The sequence below is a fragment of the Dactylosporangium sp. NPDC051541 genome (assembly GCF_044454505.1).
Classification (GTDB): Bacteria; Actinomycetota; Actinomycetes; order Mycobacteriales; family Micromonosporaceae; genus Dactylosporangium.
This window is the reverse complement of sequence record NZ_JBITDU010000024.1, coordinates 54,640-74,480: the sequence shown is the minus strand read 5'-3', so window position 1 is coordinate 74,480 and position 19,841 is coordinate 54,640. Positions and strand designations below refer to the sequence as shown.

At 69.7% G+C, this 19,841-nt stretch carries 18 protein-coding genes; 10 read left to right on the top strand and 8 right to left on the bottom strand.

Annotation, left to right across the window (positions count from 1 at the left end; translation table 11 throughout):
* Positions 1 to 158 precede the first annotated feature (158 nt).
* The 4 genes from ACIA8L_RS51780 to ACIA8L_RS51765 all read left to right on the top strand — a co-directional run bounded on the left by ACIA8L_RS51780 (position 159) and on the right by ACIA8L_RS51765 (position 3,620).
* Positions 159 to 773, top strand: a complete 615-nt coding sequence (locus ACIA8L_RS51780) for a TetR/AcrR family transcriptional regulator (RefSeq protein ID WP_395916982.1) — start codon at positions 159 to 161, stop codon at positions 771 to 773.
* Positions 770 to 1,828 carry a hypothetical protein gene (locus ACIA8L_RS51775; protein WP_395916980.1) on the top strand — a complete coding sequence of 353 codons (1,059 nt, stop codon included), beginning with the start codon at positions 770 to 772 and terminating at the stop codon, positions 1,826 to 1,828. Before ACIA8L_RS51780 ends, ACIA8L_RS51775 begins: the two co-directional genes overlap by 4 nt.
* A 74-nt stretch (positions 1,829 to 1,902) precedes the next feature.
* The gene (locus ACIA8L_RS51770) at positions 1,903 to 2,409 is read left to right on the top strand and encodes a SigE family RNA polymerase sigma factor (protein WP_395916978.1); all 507 of its coding nucleotides are present in this window, start codon (positions 1,903 to 1,905) and stop codon (positions 2,407 to 2,409) included.
* Positions 2,406 to 3,620, top strand: coding sequence for a hypothetical protein (locus ACIA8L_RS51765; RefSeq protein WP_395916976.1), 1,215 nt, complete (start codon positions 2,406 to 2,408; stop codon positions 3,618 to 3,620). The genes ACIA8L_RS51770 and ACIA8L_RS51765 overlap by 4 nt, the downstream gene beginning before the upstream one ends.
* On the opposite strand, the gene ACIA8L_RS51760 is transcribed toward ACIA8L_RS51765, so the two are convergent.
* Positions 3,595 to 4,467, bottom strand: coding sequence for a PHP domain-containing protein (locus tag ACIA8L_RS51760; protein ID WP_395916974.1), 873 nt, complete (start codon positions 4,465 to 4,467; stop codon positions 3,595 to 3,597). The genes ACIA8L_RS51765 and ACIA8L_RS51760 overlap by 26 nt on opposite strands.
* A 35-nt stretch (positions 4,468 to 4,502) precedes the next feature.
* Positions 4,503 to 4,862 (bottom strand): ArsR/SmtB family transcription factor, encoded by a 360-nt coding sequence (locus ACIA8L_RS51755; RefSeq protein ID WP_395916972.1) that lies wholly within the window; start codon positions 4,860 to 4,862, stop codon positions 4,503 to 4,505.
* Positions 4,863 to 4,936: 74 nt separating this feature from the next.
* On the opposite strand from ACIA8L_RS51755, the gene ACIA8L_RS51750 reads away from it, so the two are divergent.
* Positions 4,937 to 5,413, top strand: a complete 477-nt coding sequence (locus ACIA8L_RS51750) for an ArsI/CadI family heavy metal resistance metalloenzyme (protein WP_395916970.1) — start codon at positions 4,937 to 4,939, stop codon at positions 5,411 to 5,413.
* Positions 5,414 to 5,428: 15 nt separating this feature from the next.
* Here the strand turns inward: ACIA8L_RS51750 and ACIA8L_RS51745 are convergent, their stop codons facing one another.
* The 4 genes from ACIA8L_RS51745 to ACIA8L_RS51730 form a co-directional block, all read right to left on the bottom strand.
* Entirely contained in the window at positions 5,429 to 7,375 is a 1,947-nt protein-coding gene (locus tag ACIA8L_RS51745; RefSeq protein ID WP_395916968.1) for a tetratricopeptide repeat protein, read from the bottom strand.
* Positions 7,376 to 7,447: 72 nt separating this feature from the next.
* Entirely contained in the window at positions 7,448 to 8,617 is a 1,170-nt protein-coding gene (locus ACIA8L_RS51740; RefSeq protein WP_395916966.1) for an ROK family protein, read from the bottom strand.
* Positions 8,618 to 8,653: 36 nt separating this feature from the next.
* Positions 8,654 to 10,900, bottom strand: coding sequence for a DUF4832 domain-containing protein (locus ACIA8L_RS51735; RefSeq protein WP_395916964.1), 2,247 nt, complete (start codon positions 10,898 to 10,900; stop codon positions 8,654 to 8,656).
* A complete protein-coding gene (locus ACIA8L_RS51730; protein ID WP_395916962.1) occupies positions 10,900 to 13,227 on the bottom strand; it encodes a fibronectin type III domain-containing protein in 2,328 nt (775 codons plus the stop codon). Before ACIA8L_RS51730 ends, ACIA8L_RS51735 begins: the two co-directional genes overlap by 1 nt.
* Before the next feature lie 195 nt (positions 13,228 to 13,422).
* Here ACIA8L_RS51730 and ACIA8L_RS51725 point away from each other — a divergent pair, with 195 nt between their 5' ends.
* The 5 genes from ACIA8L_RS51725 to ACIA8L_RS51705 are packed head-to-tail and all read left to right on the top strand — an operon-like array spanning position 13,423 to position 18,493.
* Positions 13,423 to 14,385 carry a carbohydrate ABC transporter permease gene (locus ACIA8L_RS51725; RefSeq protein ID WP_395917056.1) on the top strand — a complete coding sequence of 321 codons (963 nt, stop codon included), beginning with the start codon at positions 13,423 to 13,425 and terminating at the stop codon, positions 14,383 to 14,385.
* Positions 14,386 to 14,391: 6 nt separating this feature from the next.
* Entirely contained in the window at positions 14,392 to 15,273 is an 882-nt protein-coding gene (locus ACIA8L_RS51720) for a carbohydrate ABC transporter permease (RefSeq protein ID WP_395916960.1), read from the top strand.
* 17 nt (positions 15,274 to 15,290) lie between these two features.
* Positions 15,291 to 16,628 carry an ABC transporter substrate-binding protein gene (locus ACIA8L_RS51715; RefSeq protein ID WP_395916958.1) on the top strand — a complete coding sequence of 446 codons (1,338 nt, stop codon included), beginning with the start codon at positions 15,291 to 15,293 and terminating at the stop codon, positions 16,626 to 16,628.
* A 30-nt stretch (positions 16,629 to 16,658) separates the two neighbouring features.
* Complete coding sequence (locus ACIA8L_RS51710) at positions 16,659 to 18,146, top strand: alpha-galactosidase (protein ID WP_395916956.1); 1,488 nt, start codon at positions 16,659 to 16,661, stop codon at positions 18,144 to 18,146.
* A 14-nt stretch (positions 18,147 to 18,160) separates the two neighbouring features.
* The gene (locus ACIA8L_RS51705; RefSeq protein ID WP_395916955.1) at positions 18,161 to 18,493 is read left to right on the top strand and encodes a DeoR family transcriptional regulator; all 333 of its coding nucleotides are present in this window, start codon (positions 18,161 to 18,163) and stop codon (positions 18,491 to 18,493) included.
* Between the two features lie 22 nt (positions 18,494 to 18,515).
* Here the strand turns inward: ACIA8L_RS51705 and ACIA8L_RS51700 are convergent, their stop codons facing one another.
* Positions 18,516 to 18,983, bottom strand: coding sequence for a hypothetical protein (locus ACIA8L_RS51700; RefSeq protein ID WP_395916953.1), 468 nt, complete (start codon positions 18,981 to 18,983; stop codon positions 18,516 to 18,518).
* Between the two features lie 324 nt (positions 18,984 to 19,307).
* Entirely contained in the window at positions 19,308 to 19,835 is a 528-nt protein-coding gene (locus ACIA8L_RS51695) for a hypothetical protein (protein WP_395916951.1), read from the bottom strand.
* Positions 19,836 to 19,841 lie beyond the last annotated feature (6 nt).

The window sequence follows — 19,841 nt, the reverse complement described above, 5'->3', positions numbered from 1 at the left end:
CAGGCCTCCGTCGGCGCCGCAGCGGCGACCAGGCCGTTCACGGGCCGGCACGAGTCGACTATTGCTCGGCTGAGCAATAGAGTGACAGTCATGAGGATGTATCTCCGACCGGCACCGCGGCACAAACAGGCGCCTGATCCGGCCTGAGTGACGACGCCGTGTCGCCCCGCAGCAGGCTCAGTGCGGAAGCCCGGCGCCGGCAGATCGTCGACAGCGCCATCGAGGTCATCGCGCACGAGGGGTTCGGTGCGGCGACGTTCGCCCGGATCGCCCGGCGGGCCGGCTTGTCCAGCACGGGGCTGATCTCGTATCACTTCGCGGACAAGGCGGCGCTGATGCGCGAGGTCGTCGCCCGCGTGTTCGGCAAGGCGTTCGACCACATCCGGCCGCGCATGGACGCGCAGGCCTCACCGTCAGCCGTCCTGCACGAGTTCATCGTGGCCAGCGTCGAGTTCTACGCCGCGCATCCGCACGACATCGTCGCGCTGTCCGCGGTGCGCGGGAACCTGCGCCAGCCCGACGGCCGGCTGGAGTTCGGGCCCGAGATCCACGAGCCGGAGCTGGTGCAGCTGCAGCAGTTCATGCGCGACGCGCAACGCGCCGGCGAGATGACCCGCTTCGACACGCGTGTGGCCGCGGTGAGCCTCCGCGCCGCGCTCGACGGTGCCGCCCGGGAGGTGAGCCGCCCCGATCACACCGACCCCGCCCGCTACGGCCAGGAGCTCGCGCGGCTGTTCGCCGCTGCGACCGGACAGAAAGCGGAACCGCCATGACCAGCAAGCATCACTATCCGCCGGCCCTGATCCTGTTCCTGCTCGCCCCGCTGCTCGCCGAATACTTGCTCGGCAACATCCCGCTCGGCTCCACCGACGCCCTCGCCGCCTACCTCCCCGTCGCCATGCTCTACGGCGCCGGCGCCCTGATCATCCGGGAGTGTGCCGTACGCGCCGGGCGCGGCTGGCCGACCATCGCCGTGCTCGCCGTCGCCTACGGCGTGATCGAGGAGGGCGCCGTCACGCAGTCGCTGTTCAACCCGTCCTATGTGGACCTGAACCTCAACCAGTACGGCACCATCCCCGGTACCGGCACCGGCGCACCCTGGGCGCTGTACGTCCTGACGCTGCACTGCGTATGGAGCATCACGGTACCGATCGCGGTCGTCCAGGCGCTGTTCCCGGCTGCGGCCGGCGCCCCGTGGCTGCCACGGCCGCTGCTGGCCGCCACCGCCGTGCCGTATCTGCTCGGCGCGGCCCTGCTGGGGGTCGGCACGCACCTGTCGGAACACTTCCTGGCCACGCCGGGCCAGCTGGCCGCGACCGGGGCGATCGCCGTGGTCCTCGTGGTCCTGGCCTTCCTGCTGCCGCGACCCCGACCGGCCGGCGCCACCACGCCGTGGTCCCCGGCCGTGCTCGCCGGTGTCGCCCTGCTGTGCGGTACGGCGTTCTTCCTGCTCTACATCGTCGGCGTCGGGGGACGCCGGCTCGCCCCGCCCGCCTACCTCACCGCGACCCTGGCACTGGAGGTCGCCGTGGCCGCCGGGCTGTGGCTCGCCGCGACCCGGACGGCCTGGACCGCCCGGCACACGTTCGGCGTCGCCACCGGTGGCGTGCTGACCTACGCCTGGGCCGGTGTATACGTCCAGCGCAGTCAGTACGACTCGACGGCGGCCACCGGCATCGTCCAGGCCGCGGTCATCGCCGCCGCGTTGGCGATCCTCGTCGTCGCCGCCCGCCGCAGCCGCGCCGGGGCCACACCGCCGCCGCGGCTGGACCCGTCAGATCTGACACCGGGCCCGACGGGTGCGCCGCTGCCGGCCCGTGACGCTTGAGCGAGTTTTGAACCGAGTGCTGCGGTGCCGGCGTCGACTTGGTGACGGGGGGACGATCGAGGGGAGCGGGGCCGTTGCCGGCTGAACAGCAGCACGACTACATCGAATATGTCCGGTCACGGATATCGCGGCTGCATCACGTCGCCTACCTGGTGCTGGGCGACGCGGATCGGGCCGATGACGCCGTGCAGAACGCGCTGACGGTGCTGTACCGGCGGTGGCCGCGGATGACGGAGGTCGACAACCTCGACGCGTACGTCCACACGATGGTCGTCCGGGCCTGCCTGTCCGAGCGGCGGCGGCCCTGGTCCGCGGTCCTGTTGGGGGGCCGGGCGCCGGACCGGCCGGTCGACGGCGGCAGCGACACGGTCGACGACCGGCTGGCGATCCGCGCGGCGCTGGACCGGCTGCCCGAGCGGCAGCGGATCGTCGTCGTCCTGCGGTTCCTGTGCGACCTGCCGGTCGCGGAGGTCGCCCGGCTGCTGGGCCGGTCCGAGGGAACCATCAAGAGCCGCACCGCCACCGGGCTGGCCGCCCTGCGCCGCAGCCTGGCCCCACGACTGTCGAGGAGCGCACCATGATCGAGGAGACACTGCGGGGCTACGCCGGCGACGAGACGCCCCCGTCGCGCTTGCAGGCCGAGGACGTGTACCGCCACGCGAGCGCCGCCCACCGCCGTCGCCGCGCGGCCGCCATGGGCGGGGCGGCGGCCCTGGCGGTGCTGGTGCTCGCCGGGATCGCCTTCGTCCAGCCGGGCCGCGGCCCCGCCGGGCAGGCGGGCGCCACCGCGCCACCGCGCACCGCGACCGCGGCGGCGCCGCCCGGCCCGACCCTCTCGCCGCTGCCGCCCGTGGCACCGGGCTGCACCGTCGCGCCCCTGTCCGCCGAGGCGGACCAGAAGGCGCTCGGCATCGCCGGCCTGACCGCCGACCCGACCGGCCGCTACATCATCGGCTGGGGCGTCTCCGGCGCCGTTGTCTGGGTCGACGGGCACCGGCAGGCGCTGCCCACCGGGTTCGGTCCCGCCGCGGTGAACGCCTCGGGCACCATCGCCGGCACCAACGGTGACCGCGCGGCGGTCGTACGCGACGGCACGATGACCGACCTGCCGGCGTTGCCGGGGTTCACGCAGGTGCGGGTGTCGGCGATCAACGCCCGCGGCGACGTCGTGGGCGAGGCCAGGACGGACAGCGGTGATCACCGCGCGGTGATCTGGCCCGCCGCCGGCGGCTACAAGGTGTTCAACAGCCCGGTGTCGACGGCGAACGCGATCGCCGACGACGGCACCGTCTACGGCACGGTCAGCATGGTCCCGACGAAGTGGACGCCCGGCGGCCAGGCGACCCCGCTGCCGATGCCGCCCGGCTACCACACCGGCTGGGCCGGCTCCTCCAGCGGCGACCAGTTGTTCGGCGAGGTCGCCTCCGGCGAGTCCGGCACCGACCCCGAGGGCGACCGCAAGGGCGAACTGTCGGGCGAGCGGATCTATGTGCGGTGGCACCTGGGCTCCGGCACGGTCGAGCAGATCGGCCACCCCGAGTCGGGCCTGTACCCGACGAGCGGCACGATCTACCCGGCGACCGTCGACACGGTCGGCGTGACCGGCACGATCGTGGCCAACGTCTACGGCAAGGCGCTGCTGTACCGCGGGAACGTCCCGGTCGCCCTGCCGCAGTACCAGGACCGCAACATGAGAATCTCCTGGGTCAGCGCCGACGGCCACACGATCCTCGGCGTGGCCGGCTCAACCTCCGACAATTCCTCGCTCATCGTCGTCTGGACGGGCTGCTGACCCCGGTCGTGCCGGTCCGACCTGTTCGATCGACGCGGCGCCAAAGCTCGTAGGGTTCGTCGCCGCCGCGGAATCCGTGCGCCTCGGCCAAGTGGGCGGCCGCACGGAAGCCGTGGCCGACGAGAGCCGGCCGGTGGGCGTCGCTGCCGAACGTGACCGCGTCGCCGCCCTCCTCGTGCCACCAGGCGAGCACGGTCGCGTCGAGCGGCCGCCGCGTGTTGATCTCCAGGGCCCGTCCGGACTGGGCGACGACCCGCAGCGCGTGCCGGAACTCGTCCTCGAACGCGGCCGGGTCGAACGGACCGGCGCGCTCGGCCGGCCAGGAGCGGACCGGGTAGTCGATGTGGGCCAGCACGCCGAACGTGTCGCAGGTCGCGGCCATGACGGCCACGTCCGCGAGATATTCGCGAACGACGTCGTGGGGGTCCCGGTGCGGGTAGATGCCCCAGGGCTCGGCGAAGGTGCCGCGGTCGGGCAACGTGTGGAGCGAGCCGAGCAGCAGATCGAAGCGGCCCGCGGCCAGGATCGGCGCGAGCTGCTCGGCGTGCCGGTGCGGCTCGCCCAGCTCCAGGCCGCTGAGGATGCGAAGGCCTGGGAACCGTTCCCGACAGTGCTCGATCGCTGCCAGGTAGCCGGCGGCGTCGAAGGCGGGCGGGGTCAGCAGGCCGTCGGCGTCGGCGAGCGCCGTGAGGTTGTCCATGACGTACGGGCCTTCGCGGGCGACCCGCCACACGGTGTGGTCCAGGTGCTCGGTGAAGGCGATCGCCGGCAGGCCGAGCTCCAGGGCGCGGGCGCACGAACCCTCCATGTCCCCGACCGGCGTGTCCCACGACCATTCGCTGTGCACGTGACAGTCCGGAGGCAACGGCACGGCATGAGGCCTTACCGATTGGCTGCGGCGGCGTCGGCGGGGTTCAGGAACTGGGAGAGCAGGCCGAGCCTGGCCGGGATGATCCAGTAGTAGACCCAGGTGCCGCGGCGCTCGCAGTCGACCAGGCCGGCTTCGCGCAGCTGGCGCAGGTGGTAGGAGATCGTGGGACCGGTGAGGTCGAACGCGTCGGTGATGTCGCAGACGCAGACCTCGCCGCCCTTGCGGGCCGCGATCAGCGACAGCACCCGCAGCCGGACCGGGTCGCCGAGGACCTTGAACGTGCGGGCCAGTTCGGCCGCGTCCGCCGGGCTCAGCGCCTCGCTGATCATCGGCTCGCAGCAGCCCGGCCGCACCTTCTCTTGCCTGGACACCCCTCTAGATTGACAGCGCTCTAGGCAGAGATGCAAGCTGATTAGAGCGTCATCTAGATAGATGGAGGTTTCTCATGTCCCGTGTTCAGCTCGCGCTGCGGGTCTCGGATCTGGAGGCGTCGGTCGCGTTCTATACCAAGCTGTTCGGCGTCGAGCCGGCCAAGCGCCGCCCCGGCTATGTGAACTTCGCGATCGCCGAGCCGCCGCTCAAGCTGGTCCTCCTGGAAGGCGGGCCCGGCGAGGCGACCGTCCTGGACCACCTCGGCGTCGAGGTCGAGACCACCGCGCAGGTCGACGCGGCGACCGGCCGGCTCACAGACGCCGGCCTGATCACCCTGACCGAGGGCGACACCGAGTGCTGCTATGCGCTGCAGGACAAGGTGTGGGTGCACGGCCCCGGCAACGAGCCCTGGGAGGTGTACGTGGTCAAGGGCGACTCCACCGTCGGCGACCAGCCGATCCCGGCCGCCGCGGGCTGCTGCGCCGACAGCGATGTCGCCGACCCCGCCTCGGCACCGGTGGCCGTTTCGACGCCGCCAGACTGCTGCTGATCGACGGATCAGGGCCTATCCCGACTTCAGGCGGTGACGGCGTTCGGTGGCGTCGGGATTCCCGGCATCGACGGCGCGCCGATACCACACGTCGGCGGCTTCGTGGTCGCCCTCGGCCTCGTGATGCTCGCCGAGGTGGAGCATCGCCTGGTCGTCACCGGCATCGGCGGCCTGGTGCAGGCACTGCAGTCCTTCGTCAGGCCGATCGGATCCGATCAGGAGGAGCCCGAGGTCGACGAGCGCGGTGGCATCGCCGTGCGCAACGGCCTGCCGGTAGAGCTGTTCGGCCCGGTCGGGCTCGCCGGCCTGCTCGTGCATCGAGCCGAGGACGGCGAAACCTTCGCCGAACCCGGCCCCCGCGGCCTGCCGGTAGTGCCGGCGGGCAGCATCGAACCGGCCGCGGTTGAAGTACAGGTCGCCGAGGTGCAGGTGGGCGCGGTCGAAACCGCCGCTGAGGGCTTTGACGTACAGGCGTTCCGCCTCGTCGTTGCGTCCGTCGTCGAAGCAGTCATCGCCGAGCAGGCACATGGCCTCTCCGCTGCCGAGCTCGGCGGCCTTGCGATACCAGGCGGTAGCCTCGGCCGGCTCACCCTGAATCGTCTGCAGCAGGCCGAGTCCGACCAGGCCGGTCGGTTCACCGGCGGCGGCCGCCTGCCGATATGCCTGCGCCGCCAGGTCGAGTTCGCCGCGGAACCGGTAGAGGTCACCGAGCCGGAGGTGGCCGCGGGTCTCCCCGGCGGCGACGGACTCCACCAGCCATCGTTCGGCGTCCGCCGGGCGATCCAGATCGGCGCACAACCATCCGAGATCGACCAAAGCCGGCGTGTAGCCGGCATCCGCGGCCGCGATCAGGTGCCGTTCGGCCCGCTCCAGGTTGCCGTCGGCCAATGCGTCGTCCGCCCGCTTCGCCAAGGTCAGGCCCACCCCGTCCGCCCCGCGCTGGTCGAGGTCCGCAACCGGGTGCGCGAACACGACGTCGGCCAACGGAAAGTTGTGGCTCTGCCAGTGCAGGGTGGGGCCCTTGCGCATCAGGTCCAGGTTGAGCCGACGGGCGGCCGGCACCACCGCCTCCACGGCGAGGAGGCGCCGCAGCTGCCTGGCGCTTTCCACCTCCAGCGACGTCACATCCGGGCGGTCGTAGCCGGGTGTCCAGGCGTAGATCCCCGGGTTCGCGTCCATCAGCCGGTCAAGCGTGCCCCATCGGGCCAGGAGCGTAGGCGTGTCCACGTTGACGCGGATCCGGGTGCGGCCGGGCTCACCGGCCGGTGCGTCCACGATGAAGGTCTCCAGGTGCTGCACCGAGAGCGTCAGCAGTCGCGGACGATAGCTCTTGCTGGTGGCCGGGACGGCGCTTACCGTCCAGTAGGCCAGCTCCGTCCGCCGCGCGGCCGGCATGGTCCAGGCAAGATACCGCCGCAGCGCGGGCAGTACGGCCGGCGTGCGCGGGTCGGCGGCGAGCTTCTGGAATTTGAGCCGGCCCCGGCGCCGGACGCCGGGCTCGTCCGGTCGCGACTCTGCACCGAAGTGGTCGGTCGGCGCGCCGATCAGCCAGCGCTGCTGCTCGTCCGGCGGGAAAAGCGTGTCGAAAGCGCTCGCACCCAGCCGACCCGATGCGTGTACGACATTGCGCAGCAGCACCCCGGACCGTTGCAGCCGATGAATTTCACCTTGCTCGACCTGGTCCAGGCCCGGACGCGAGACCGGCCAGAAGAAGACCTCGACGATGTCGCTGTAGGTCTGGGCGTGGGTGACGAACCGTGCGGTGACGTCGACGGCCTGCCCGACGTAGAACTCGCCGTTGTCGAAGGCGAGCACGTAGATCCCGCACCGGCCCCGGCTCTTGGCGACCAGGTGGGCGATCGTTCGCAGACCCGCGACCGGCCATCGTCCGACCCGCCGGTCGGCGGGCTCGGCCAGCAGGGTGGCCATCGCGTCCGTGGACCAGTCCCGAGAGCTCTGCACGACGCAGCTATCGGCCGCCACCGCCGCGAACGTGGGCCCGGCCGGGATCAATCGGGGTGCGCCTTGGGAGCGTCACTCGCGGCGGGGGGCGATGGGGGCGCTCAGGCCGGCGGTGAAGAGGCGGCGGTCGACCTCGTTCAGGGCCAGGCGCAGGGCGCCCAGGGCGACCGAGTCCGCGCCCAGGGTCGAGGCGCGCACGTCCGGCACGCGCAGGCACAGTTTCGCCAGTTCGCGTTGCAGGGGGTCGAGGACGAGGTCGGCGGAGCGGGAGAAGCCGCCGCCGAAGACGACGACCTGCGGGTCGAGGGCGAGGACCAGCGCCGCGGTACCGATGGCGATGTCTTTGACGTAGCGGTTGACGGCGGTTTTCGCGTCGCGGTTGCCGGCCCGGGCGGCGTTGAACACCCAGGCGGCGGCGTCGTCGGGGCTGACGGTGGCGGGGACGCCGGGGCAGCGCTGCAAGTTTTGGGGTGCGGTCAGCCAGCGGACCGCGCGGAGGGCGCCGATCTCGCCGGCGGCGCCGCCGTAGCCGCGGCGCAGGACGCCGTCGATGATCAGGCCGGCGCCCATGCGCATGCCGGCCAGCAGGTAGACGATGTCGTTGGCGTCGCTGGCCGCGCCCTGCCAGCGTTCGGCCAGGGCGGCCAGCTTGCAGTCGTTCTCGACGACGATCGGGCAGGCGAAGCGGTCGCTCAGGTGGGCCGGGAGATCGACGTGCTCCCAGCCCGGCATCGGCGAGAACAGCGTCGTCTTGCCGCTCGCGTCGACCGGGCCGGTGACACCGACGCTCACGGCCCAGATGTCCTCGGCGGTCTTGCCGGAGTCGCGCAGGATCTCGGCGAGGACCTCGTCCAGCGCGGCGAGGCGCTCGGCCGGGCCGGCATCTGCGGCGACCGAGCGGCGGGCCGTGTGCGTGACCTCGCCGTCCAGGTCCGCTAGCAGCGCTAGCACCTTGTGGCCGCCGACGTCGACGCCGACGACGTGGCCGGCGGTGGCGCGGAAGCGGTAGCGGCGGGCCGGGCGGCCCACGACGCTGCTGCCGCCCGGCTCGACGACCGTGGCCCAGCCGCCGGTGACCAGGCCCTGCGCGATCACGTCGACCGCAGGGCGGGACAGGCCGGTCAGCTTGGCCAGCTCGGTGACGGTGGCCGGGGGCTGATCGCGCAGCGCCCGGACCACCGTCAGGGAGTTGAGCTCACGCAGCCGCGACAGGTCGGTTCCGGCGATGACCTGATCCGTCACGAGCTGCCCTCCAAATAACGCTACGAACTTTACAAACTACTCCTGGAAGCTGATGCTGTCGACGGTGACCGTACTGCTGCCGCCGTACCAGAAGCCGAGGGCCAGCTGCGACGGGCTCGCCCGGTTGATCCCGTTGGCCACCATCGGCAGCCTGATGTCCTGATAGGCGGTGGTGATGGCCGGATGGCCGCCGCCGTCAAGAACAAAATCTCCAAGCACTTTGGTGGTACCGCCGATGCTCACACTGAAGTGCGACTGCTCGCCACCGGCGGCTCCCTTGATGCGCACGACGAGATAGGTGTACGCGGACACGTCCGTCCCCACGTCGGAGCCGAACCAGCCGCAGTTGTTGTACTGCAATGCCAGTGCACCACCGGCGACGACCCCGTTGCCGCCCCCGTTCTGGAAACAGTTGCCACCGGTCCAGCGTCCGAGGTCGTTCTTGGCCGCCGCCGGGTAGGCGGGTGAGCCGTCGAAGTCGTCGAGGACCAGGCCCGTAGGCGGTGGGGTGACCACGACAACCGTCAGGCTGACCGCGTTGCTGGACGGCGAGTCGTAGCCGGCCGCATCCCGCGCCGTGACGGTGTAGCTGTGCGTCCCGGCCGGCACGTTGCTGTCCGTGTACGTCGTCCCGGCCGGCGCGGCCAGCAGCGCACCGTCGCGGTAGAGCCGGTAGCCCGTGACGCCGACGTTGTCCGTCGCCCCGCTCCACGCCAGCGACGCCGTGGTGCCGCTGAGCGAACCGGTGAGCGTCGGCGCGGTCGGTGGCGTGCAGTCGCCGGTGCACGCGCCCACGGTCACCGCGTTCGCCAGCACGTTGTAGCCCTTGGCCGCGTCCCACGTGCCGGTATTGGCCAGCCGCACCGAGTAGGCCGGCGTGTTCCGCAAACCCGTTGCCTGATCCGGCAGCCACAGCGCCAGTTTGTAGGAGCCGGTGGCCATGGCCGGGAGCGTGACGGTCTGGGTGGGCACCGTCACCGCCCCGGACTTCCAGGTCCGCGGGTCGACGCCGGTGAGCGGCACGTTGTAGCGGTTGGTGCCGTTGTCGAACACGAGGTACACCGGCCGCGGTTTGATGATCCCGGCATAACCGTCGTTGATCAGATGCGCCGAGAACGTGAACGCCGAACCGGGCGCGGCCGGAGTCGTGAACGTCGCGTCGGCCAGCCGCAGCCGGTAGCCGAGCTTGCGCCGGATGCGGTGGTACAGCGTTTCCGCCGGATCGGCACCGGAGGCCGCCACGTTCGCGTGCTTCCAGATGTCGGTGTTGACGGCCGCGTAGTCGGCGTTGATCTCGGTCCAGTGCTGGTGCGACAGCTCGTACTGCGCGTTGACCCCGGCGGTGTCGTTGCCGCCGCTGGCGTTGCAGGTCTCCCCGCCGATGATCTTGTTGCCGCCGGTCGAGGTCGCGTAGTCGTACACCCACTGTTTCTTCTGCGCCACGTCGAACCAGCCGAGCCAGGAGTTCTGGTCGTACGTGCCCATGTCGGCCGAGTCCGCGAGGAAGCAGTCGTCATGGAAGCCGAGCCGGTCGAAGTCCTGGGCCGTCAGCAGGCAGTTGTTGGGCAGCGGGCACCCGGCCGGCGGCGAGGTGCGCTGCGCGAACTCGTAGTTGAAGATGGGGTAGCGAATGGCTACCGGGATGTTGGCCGGGGTGCTGGCCAGGAGCTTCTTGACGAGGCCGTACCGGACCGGGGCCTGACTCTCCTCGGACGCGGCGGTGTAGGGGCTCTCGTGCCACTCGCCCCAGGCGCCGAAGAACCCGGCCTCGAGCGACATGATGACGTCGGCGTTGGCGGTCAGCACCGGGGCGAGCTGGTCGATGTGCCGCTCCATCTGCGGCTCGGTGACGGCGGAGTAGCCGTCCCAGACATACGCGGTCCGCAGCACGATCTTCAGTCCCTGGGCCCGGATCGCGGCCAGGCCGCTGGTCAGGTTGTCGAGCAGCGCCGGCGGCAGGTCGGTCGTCTGGTACTTGTCGAGGTGCAGGTAGGAGTGGATGAGCGTGTTGCCGTCGGCTTTCGCACGAGCGAACGTGCGGTCGAGCATGTCCGGGTTGAAGCCCGGAATCGTGTTGCTCGCGTAGTCGTTGACGGCCGGGTCGTTGATGATTTCGTAGCGGTTGTGGAAACCGCGCTCCGGGTTGGTGAAGACGGTGGAGAAGTCGCCGGTGTAGGCGACGGTGGCGGTGGCGGCAGCGGCCGGTGACACCGGGCCGATCAGGGAGAGGGCCAGGACGGCCGCCGCCACGGCGGCCGCCCGGACCCGAACGGCGAGCTGCATCAGTTGCTGAAGGAGAAGCTGTCGAAGGAGACGGTGCCGGAGCCGCCGTACCAGAAGCCCATCGCGAGCTGGGCCGGGCTGGTGCGGCTGATGCCGTTGGCGGCCATCGGGATCTTGATGTCCTGGTAGGCGGTGGTGATGGCCGGGTGGCCGCCGCCGTCGAGGACGTAGTCGCCGAAGACCTTCGTGGTGCCGCCGAGACTCAGGTTGAAGTGCGACTGCTCGCCGCCGGCCGAGCCTTTGACCCGCACGACGAGGTACGTGTACTGCGACACGTCCTGGTTGACGTCGGAGCCGAACCAGCCGCAGTTGTTGTACTGCAGTGCGAGGGCTCCGCCGGAGACGACGCCGTTGCCGCCGCCGTTCTGGAAGCAGTTGCCGCCGGTCCACTTGCCGAGGTCGTTCTGCGCCGCGGACGGGTAGGCGGGGGTGCCGTTGAAGTCGTCGAGGACCAGACCCGAGGGCGTGGAGGTGGCCGACGTCGTCACGGTGATCGACGAGGAGTCCGCGGACGTGTTGCCGGCCGCGTCATAGGCCCGGACGGTGTATGTGTATGCCGTGGATCCCGTCAGGCCGGTGTCGGTGTACGAGGTCGTCGCCGTGGTGCCGACCTGAACGCCGCCTCGCAGCACCTTGTAGCCGGTGACGCCGACGTTGTCCGTGGCCGCGTTCCACGTCAGCGACACGCTGCTGGACGTCTTCGCCGGTGACGCGAGCCCGTTGGGGACGGTCGGCGCGGACGTGTCGCCGCCGGTGGAGCCGCCGACGCCGATGCTGCCCAGTCCGAGCCAGCCGTCGGCGTTCTGGGTGGCGTTGCCGAAGCGGAGCTTCTTCGCGGCCGGGCTGAGCGCCTCGAGCGGGTTGCGGACCTTCATGACGAGCTGGTAGGAGCCGTTGGTGACGCCGGTGAGGCTGACGTTGGACTGGAAGTACTGCGGGTAGCCGAAGTCGAGGTAGGTCGGGTCGGCGCCGAGGTTCCAGTCGGGGAACGCGCGGATCTTCAGGGGCTGGACGGTGCGCAGGTCCCAGGGGGTGTCCCAGGTCTTCACGACAGTACCCCCGGAATCTTTGAGACCGAGCTGGACGGTCCAGGGGTAGTAGAACGGGGCGACGCCGTTGTTGGCGATGGTGACGCCGACGGTGGCGGTGCCGGTGACGCTGTTCTGGTAGTAGGCGTGGGTGGCGCTGAGGTCGTAGCCCATGAGGCGCACGGCCGCGGCGACGTTGGGGTCGGTCGGCGCGTAGCTCTGGCTGGTCTGGTTGATCTTCCAGGTGGTGTGTTCGAGCTCGATGCAGGCCTTCATGTTGTCGACCTGGCCGGAGCCGCCGGGCCAGGACGTGAACGCGGAGCTCTGGATCTCGGGGCGGACCTCGCCGCCCATCGAGTCGGTGATCCACTTGTTTTCGACGCCCATGTTGAGGGCCCGCTGCAGCTGCGCGTAGTCGGCGCCGCCGAGGGACTGGGGCAGGGTGACGCCCTTGAGCGGGGAGCCCTCCTTGTAGCAGAACGAGTCGTCGTGGTATCCGATGTCCCTGGTGTTGGCGGCACCGCCGGCCGAGTCGGGGTAGCGGATCTCGAGCTTCGTCTTACTGAAGGCGTTGTCGAACGCGGTGACGATCTGCGCCGCGTGGGCGTCGGTCGGCATCAGGTTGGGGTAGCCGTCGGCGGTGTCGGTGTCGAACGGCCACGTGTGCCACTCGCCCCAGAGCCCGACGATGCCGAGGTTGATGAACCCGATGCGGGGGTCGCCGTCATAGCGGGCGCCGAACGCGGCGATGAAGTTCTGCAGCCCGGTGAGCAGGTAGGCGCTGTCGTAGTCGGGCGAGACAGTACCCCAGAAGGTGTTGTTGCGGTAGGTGACGTGCCCGTCGAAGCAGTGCGGGATCGCGTTGCCGGGGTGGCTGCCGGTGCCGCCCGGGTACTCCATGTAGAAGCGGATGGCGGCCTGGTTGCCGTAGGAGGCGATCTCGTTGAGCGCGTTGTCCACGATGGACCAGTTGTAGGTGCCGCAGTCGGTCGCGCTGGTCATGACCTCGGACAGGCCGAAGTAGCTCCAGGCGAGGGAGCGCGGGTAGCCGGAGTTCTGGTTGTCGCCGGGGAAGTAGAAGCGGGCGAGGCCCTTGAGCGGGTTGTCGATGGCGCTCGGGGCGGCGGTGAGCGGGTGGTCGGTCAGGGACGGGCTCGGCGTGGCCGGGGCGGCGGGCCGGGCCGGGCGGCCGGCGGGGGCCGCGGACGCGGGTGGCGGTGCGAACACGAGCACGGCACTGGCGGCGACCGCGCAGAGTGCGACGGCGCGTACGAGGCGCCGACGCAGGGGTGTGCGCATGGATGGACCTCCGGTTTCAGCGGTGCGGAGTGTCCTCGTATGTTGATTCGATACGAGGAGGTGTTGACAAACTTTCCATGAGCTTCATCATTATTAGCGGCCGGACACCCCCCGCCGCAAGACACCAAAACTTGAAGATCTTCGATTGCCGCCGGCCACCGGAGATCAGCCAGGAAGCGAGGTCGGATCGTGACGATGCGCAACGCCGCGGCGCTGCCCACGGCCGGGCCGCCGGACCGGGCCACCGCCGGACCGCTCACGGAGCCGGACCCGCCGCCCAGGCGCCGGGCCAAGGACGACCGGACCGTCGCCTGGCTCTTCCTGCTGCCGGTGCTGGTCGGCTTCGCCGTGTTCTACCTGTACCCCACGGCTCGCGGTGTCTGGTACTCCGTCACCGACTACAGCCTGCTCAACACCCCGAGCTACGTCGGCGCCGACAACTACGCTCAACTGGTCACCGACAGTCAGTTCTGGAACTCGCTGAAGGTCACCGCCTACTACGTCGTGCTGAACATCGGCTCGCAGACGCTGCTCGCGCTGCTCGTCGCGGCACTGCTGCACCGGCTGACCCGCTCGACGGTGCTGCGGGCGACGATGCTGCTGCCCTGGCTGGTGCCGAACGTGACCGTCGCCCTGCTCTGGATGTGGCTGCTGGACGCCAACCTCGGCTTCGTCAACCACCTGCTGGGCCTGGTCGGCGTCGACAGCCTCGGGTATCTGAACTCGCCGACGTGGGCCATGCCGTCCATCGCGCTCATCAACACGTGGGCCTACACCGGGTACACCGCGCTGCTGCTCTATGCCGGCATGCTGCAGATCCCCCAGCACCTCTATGAGAGCGCGGCTCTGGACGGCGCCGGCGAGCTGCGGATGTTCCGCCGGATCACGCTGCCGCTGCTGCGCCCGATCCTGGCCCTGGTCCTCGTCGTGTCGCTGATCGGCTCGTTCCAGATCTTCGACACCGTCGCCGTGGCCACGAAGGACGGCGGCCCGGCCGGCGCGACGCGGGTCATCTACTACTTCATCTACCAGCAGGCCTTCCGGTACTTCCACATGGGCTACGCCGCCGCGGCCGCGATGGTCCTGGTGCTGATCCTCGGCCTGCTCACCTTCGTGCAGATGCGCCTGCTGCGCGCCTCGAACTCCGACCTGAACTGAGGGGCCATGACCCGCCGCTACTCCCCGGGCCGCGCCCTGGCCTGGCTCGTGCTGATCGCGTTTCTGGTGCTCACGATCGCGCCGTTCTACTGGATGATCCGCACCGCGATCACCCCCGCCGCGGACCTCTACAGCGACAGCACGTCCGTCGTGCCATCGCACCCCACGATGATCAATTTCTGGCGGGTGCTGGGGCTGGTCGACACGCAGACAGCGCGCGAGGCCGGTGGTTCCGGAGCGAAGATCAATTTTCTGCGGTACACCCTCAACTCCGTCATCTACTGCGCGCTCATCGCGGGCATCCAGACGTTCTGCTGCGCGATGGCCGGATACGCCTTCGCCCGCCTGCGCTTCCCCGGCCGGGACTTCGTCTTCGGGGTCATCATCGCGGCCCTCATGGTCCCGCCCATCTTCACGCTGCTGCCCAACTTCACGCTCGTGAAGAGCCTCGGCGCCATCGACACGTTCTTCGGCATGGTCGCGCCGAACCTGCTCATGACCCCGTTCGCGGTGTTCTTCCTGCGCCAGTTCTTCCTGTCCATCCCGCGCGAGGTGGAGGAGGCCGCGATCATCGACGGGGCCGGCCGGTGGGGTGTCTTCTGGCGGGTCGTCGCGCCGATGAGCCGCGGGCCGCTCATCACCATCGCGCTCACCACCTCCGTGTGGGCGTGGAAGGACTTCCTGTGGCCGCTGCTCGTCGGCCGCGGGGAGCAGACCCGGGTGCTCACCGTGGCCCTCGGGGTGTTCAACCAGCAGTCCCCCAACACCCAGCCGGACTGGACGGGGCTCATGGCCGCCTCCACGCTGTCCGTCCTGCCGGTCCTCGCCCTGCTCCTGTTCCTGGGCAAGCGGCTGGTGCAGTCCCTCAACTTCACCGGCATCAAGTGATCGTGAAAGGGAATCCGATGTTCAGACGATCCCGCACGGCGGCCGTCATCGCCGCGGCGCTCGCCTTACCGTTGCTGCACGCGTGCTCGGACGACTCCGGTGCCGACAGCGGCGGCAAGGTCACCCTCGAGTACTGGCTGTGGGACGACAAGCAGCAGCCCGCCTACCAGGCCTGTGCCGACGAGTTCAGCAAGGCCAACCCCAACATCTCGGTCAAGATCTCGCAGACCGCGTGGGCGCAGTACTGGCAGAACCTGACGACCCAGCTCGCCAGCGGCAGCGCGCCCGACGTGTGGACCGACCACGCGTCGTACTACCCGCAGTTCGTGACCAGCAACCAGATCCTCGACATCCAGCCGTTCGTCGACAAGGACAAGATCGACCTCAAGCAGTACCAAGGCGGGCTGGCGGATCTTTTTGTCAAGGACGGGAAGCGCTACGGCCTGCCGAAGGACTGGGACACCATGGCCGTGGTGTACAACACCAAGCTCGTCGGCGACGCGACCGGCCTGGACAAGCTGAGCTGGAACCCGACCGACGGCGGCTCGTTCGAGCAGGCCATCGCGAAGGCCACAGTGGACGCCAACGGCAAGAACGGCCTGGACCCCGCCTTCGACAAGACGAAGGTGAAGGTCTACGGGTTCCTGCCGGAGTGGGCCGACGGCTCGCAGGGCCAGAACGGCTGGGGCGACCTGGCCGTCTCCAACGGCTTCAGCTACCTCGACAAGAACCCGTGGGGCACGAAGTACAAGTACGACGACCCCAAGCTGGCCGAGACGATCAGCTGGTTCAAGCACGTCACTGACGCCGGCTACGCGCCGAAGTACGACAAGACGTCCACCCTCGGCCGCGACGCCGTGATGGACGCCGGCCAGGCCGCGTTCACCATCGTCGGCTCCTGGACGATCGGCTCCTACCTCGGCGCCGATGCCAAGCAGCAGTACGCGTTCGCGCCGCTGCCGACCGGCCCGACCGGCCGCAAGACCGCGATCAACGGCCTGTCCGACGCCATCTACGCCGGCACCAAGCACCCCGGCGAGGCGTGGGCCTGGGTCAAGTTCCTCGGCTCGTCCGCCTGCCAGGACATCGTCGGCGAGAAGGCCGTCGTCTTCCCGGCCATCAAGTCCGCCGCCGACAAGGCCCTCGCCGCGCACAAGGCCGCCGGCCGCGACGTGCACGTCTTCACCGACGAGGCGGCCGCGCCGGGCGGGACGTTCTTCCTGCCCATCACCGACCACGGCAACGAGGTCAGCCAGATCGTGCAGGACGCCCTGCAGGGCGTGATCCTCGGCCAGTCCTCGCCGGCCGACGGCCTGAAGAAGGCCAACGACCAGGTCAACGCGCTGTTCAAGTAGCTGTTTTCGCACTTTGAGGTAAGGAGAACCATGGCACAGGTCGTCGAGCTCGGCGGACGTCACTTCGCCCTGCAGCACTCCGGCGATGGGACCCCACAGCCCGCACCGGGCGGCATCCTGCTCCCCCCGGGCCGGGTCGCGATCCTGCACGGGCTCGGCGACGCCTCCTTCTACCGGCACGGCCAGAACTCGTGGAGCCCCTGCGGCTGGCGCGCCCTGAGCGCACCACCCCTGCGGATCCCGAACCCGACCCGCCTGGTCACCGCGGACGACCCCGCGTTCGACGACCCGGCCCGCCACCACGGCTCCGCGGTGGCCGCACTGCAGGGTGCCGACGGCCGGGTACTGCTGCTGGGCGCGCTGGGCCTGGACACCCCCCGCCTCACCGCCGACCACGACACCCTCACCGGCTGGTACGCCGGGGCCGGGGCCGACTGGTTCGCGGCGTACGGCCCCGAGGCGGAGGTGTTCCAGGCCTACGCGGCCGCGCTCGAGGCCCGCTTCGGCGGCGTCCAGCGCCGCGCCGGCAACGTCTGGTGCAGCTGGTACGCGTACTACGAGAACGTGACCGAGGCCCAGATCACCAAGGACATCGCGGACCTTTCGGGCCTACCGTTCGACGTCGTGCAGATCGACGACGGCTGGGAGGAGCGGGTCGGCGACTGGACCCCGAACGCGAAGTTCCCCAGCGGCATGGGGTCCCTGGCGGCTCGCATCTCGGACGCGGGTTTCCGTCCCGGCCTGTGGCTGGCTCCGTTCATCGCCCTGCCTTCCTCACGGGTCGCGGTGGAGCACCCGGAGATGCTGCTACGCGACGCCTCCGGCCGCCCGGTCGTGGCCGGCTCCAACTGGGGCGGCCCGTACTACGCTCTCGACCTGGCCCGGGCGGACGCTCGTTCGCACCTGGCTTCGCTGATCGAGACCGTCGTGCACGAGTGGGGCTTCAAGTACCTGAAACTCGACTTCATCAACGCCGCCGCCGCGTATCTCCCGGACCGCCCCCGCGAACAGATCTACCGCGACGCTCTTCGCCTTGTGCGCGACACTGCGGGCGACGACGTGTACCTGCTCGGCTCCGGTGCCATCCTGCTGCCCTCCCTGGGTTTGCTGGACGGCTTGCGCAGCGGCCCCGACGTGGCCCCGATGTGGGACAATTACGCCACCGTCGACCCGTCCGACGCCACCGCCCGCAATGCCGTCGTCAACAGCGTCCACCGCCTGTGGCAGTCCCCGCTCGTGGAGGTCGACCCGGACGTCATCTACTTCCGCAGCAAGCTGAACCTGCTGACCCCCCAGCAACTCCAGTGGCTGCGCGACCTGGCCGACGTGTGCGGCTTCCGAGCCATCTCCGACCCGCCGTCCTGGCTGACTCCCGCCGAACTCGAGGAGCTACGCGTCTACCTGGAGCGCACCCCTCGCGTGGAGCAGCTCTCCCGCTACCGCTTCACACTGGACGGCCGCGAGGTCGACTTCGCCCCGGCGGTGGCAACCGACGGCCAGCTGTACCCCATCTCGTAGCCGGCCGTTGCCCGATGTCCGCGTCCCTGCTGCCGGCGGTCAGACGCCAGCGAATCGTCGAGCTGCTGGTCCAGCACGAGTTCATCACCATCGACGAGATCCGCGGCGCCACGGGCGCCTCACTGGCCACCACCCACCGCGACTTGGACCAGCTGGCGGTGGCGGGCGCTCTGACCCGCATCCGCGGCGGCGCCACCAGACCCCCGACCCCACGCGGCGAGGAACGCCTCCTCGCCGCGTGCCTGACCCGGGTCCGTCAGGCTTTGGACCGCAACGACCTGACCACCGTGGAGACCGCGTTGCACCAGGCCCTGGACGCCTGCACCCGACTACGCCGCGCCTCCTGAACCGGGCCCCTACAAGGTCGTCTCAGCTCGCCGACGGAGGCAGAAGAATCGACGCTCTGGGAACCAACGCGTCGAACTGCGCCCGCGAAGCGCCGGTGTCGGCCTGCACGGCCCCGTCAATCAATTCGCGTACGAACGCGAGCGCCGAGGCCATCGCCGGCTCCCGCACGACGGCGATCCGCCAGGCCTCCGGACCATGCTGGTCGATAAAATCTTCGTCACGGCCCTCAAAATCGTTCAGCAGCGGTTCCAAAGCGTGGTAAATCCAGCTCGAATCCGTCTGGTCATCGACCGACGCTGAAGCCAACCCAGCATCCGCGCAGATCGCGGCATCCTGGATGCATGTACTCCACGGACCATCCAACTCATGGCCGTTGGGGGCGGCTGCGATCAGCAGCGCCCACGCCGGCCCATGATCGGCGCGACCGTCTGACCGATCGCAGAATTTCGTACCGACTCCAATGCAGAAGGTATGGCGGAAAAGTTCCACCGTCCGGGATATCTGCGCACAACAGTGCCAACGACCGGCAGGAAGGCATAGCCGCAGGCATAGTTGCCGGTCACGTCCGCGGGCCCGATCAGCCCCACCCGGCGCCCACGGCACCACCCACGTCGAGCAAGTGATGACTGCTGAATCCCCCTATCCTGTTGAAACCTCAATCCCTTTTCGCGTGCGGACATGTCCCGGATCGCGTTCGGCATCATCAATGTCCGCTTGATTCGTTCAAGGCGAACTTTCGACGCCGAGCCCTTACCTCTCGATGCCCGGCGTTGCCGTAACGGACCTCGCCGCCCGAGTCCAATTTGCTTGTTGTCATGACAAGGGCGTCGCCCAGCCCAGCCGATCTCGAAGTCGACTCAAGAACGGTGCATCCGCGGGCTCGCTTGCCTCCAAACGATCCAGCGCCGCCAGGACCGCCGCCCGCCCGGCGACGGGCAACTGGTCGAGTTCGTCGAGGAGCAGCGATGCCGCTCGCGCCTGAGCCAGCCCGTCGATCAGCGGCGGCTCAAGGTCCAGCAGAACCCGACATGGCGCAAGCAGAACCGACACCAACCGGTCGCTTACATCGCCGTGGACATACTCGGTCGAGCCGAACGGAGGTCCAGCAACCTGCTCCGACAGGAGCCGGAGGGATTCAACAACGTCGGAACCGTCGGCTCTCACTGCCTCCAGCCCGTGTTGGAACTGCCGAATCTCGTTATCGTTCATTTGTCCAATCTCAAACTCAACGCCTTCGAGCGCATTGAGTCGCAGATCCGGATCTATCTGCGAAGCGTTGAGCTCGAACAACGCACGCAGTGCGAGAACCGTGGCGCGCACAAGACGATCTTCCAAGTCCATTCGATC